Here is a 1,485-nt window from a genome sequence, read left to right as displayed (position 1 = left end):
TCGCTTCGCAACAAGTTGATCTACCAGGAGTCCCGTTGCCTCGTTCCCGCACCCCCTTGACAAGCACCTCAAGATCCAAACGCAACGGTGTTGACTACCGCAGACCGCCATGATCTCCAACTGAAAGGACTGTGGGTGCGTGGCTACCTCGAATGGGCGCTGACTGTCACCACCGGTTCGTACAGGCCGCCGATACCGACAACGCCTTCCCAGCAAATGCCATCAGCAACTTGATGCCATGACGAGACCCCGCCAACAACCACACCCCGCGTGGTCTGCGGGGACGAATACGCTCAGCGCAAGGGCCGGTACGCCGTCGCTCTTCCTGCTCGGGGTCCTCCCTGCCGTCCTGTCCGTCGTGCCGGCGCTCCTGCCACCCGCAGATGACCCATTCATCCAGCAGTTCCTGAAGCTGCGTCAGGCTCCAGCAGGCATCCTGCTCCGCGGCCGCGCCCCGCTGGGAGACGTCCGAGCCGGTGTGCTGCAGCCTCACCAGTTGACATAGCCCCCAACCGCTCGGAACTTGCAGCTACAGACACAACTGCGCAAGTTTGCGACATAGTCCGGCCATCTGCACTGTTTCCAGGCTTCCCGGTCCGGCCGTGCGGTGCATTCATGGGTAAGGCAGCTGTACGGCGATGCGCGAGCCTGGCCGTCACGACCAGCACAGAAAGGAGATCGCTCGTTATGCAGTTAGAATCCTGGCGATATTACGAGGTTGATGTCCCGATACACCACGCCACCGACCGGACGCTCCAAGGGCTGCATGTCTTCACCGGTCAGGCCAACTCACGCAACGAGGCCCTGAACCGGGCCCACCGAGCCTACGACGCGGCCCTGGCCGCGCGCCAGGCCGGACTGGACAAACCGGACCGCCACAAAGGCGGCTGGGGAGCGCGCGGCGTGCGCGACGGCTGGGAGCCGGACTGGATGGCAGCGAAGGCTCACCCTTGGATCTCCCCGTTCAGCTGGAGCGGCAGAAGCGGCTACGAACTGTAGATACACCCCGGCCTGGCTGAGGTCTCCGGCCTCGGCTGCGACACGATCTTGGGCTTCGGCGGTGCCGACGTGTTGTGCGACCCAACGGACTTGTCCCCTTCTTGATCACCTGAGTGTCGTCCAGCACCGGCGTCGCGGCCGGAGCTCCCAACTCCCGCGCCACATACGCCTGTACCTCGGCCAGCAGTGAGTCGGCGCTCCACGAGGCCTCGCCCAGGAACTTCTGGATCCGGTGCGGGATGGCATGCCCGGCCATCATCGAGCCGTTCTTGCGGTCTAGGGCGTGTTTCGGAAGTGGATCTTGGGCATGAGATGATCTTGATCTGTGGCGCGTGGAGATCTGACGGACGAGCAGTGGGCGGTGCTGGAGCCGCTGTTACCCAAGGGCAAAAAGCCCGGCCGGCCGCCCATATGGACCCGGCGGCAGCTGATCGACGGCATACGGTTCCGGGTCCGCACCGGCATCCCATGGCGGGACATGCCCGA

Annotated in this window: 2 protein-coding genes; both read left to right on the top strand. The window is 64.3% G+C overall.

Annotation, left to right across the window (positions count from 1 at the left end; translation table 11 throughout):
* Positions 1-687: 687 nt before the first annotated feature.
* Positions 688-999, top strand: coding sequence for a hypothetical protein (locus tag ACZ7NC_RS45595; RefSeq protein WP_471498371.1), 312 nt, complete (start codon positions 688-690; stop codon positions 997-999).
* 325 nt (positions 1,000-1,324) lie between these two features.
* The coding region (locus ACZ7NC_RS45590) for a transposase (RefSeq protein ID WP_471498374.1) at positions 1,325-1,485 on the top strand (161 nt) is incomplete at its 3' end.

The sequence above is a fragment of the Streptomyces sp. NPDC111802 genome, assembly GCF_055634335.1.
This window is presented reverse-complemented; position numbering and strand designations above follow the sequence as displayed.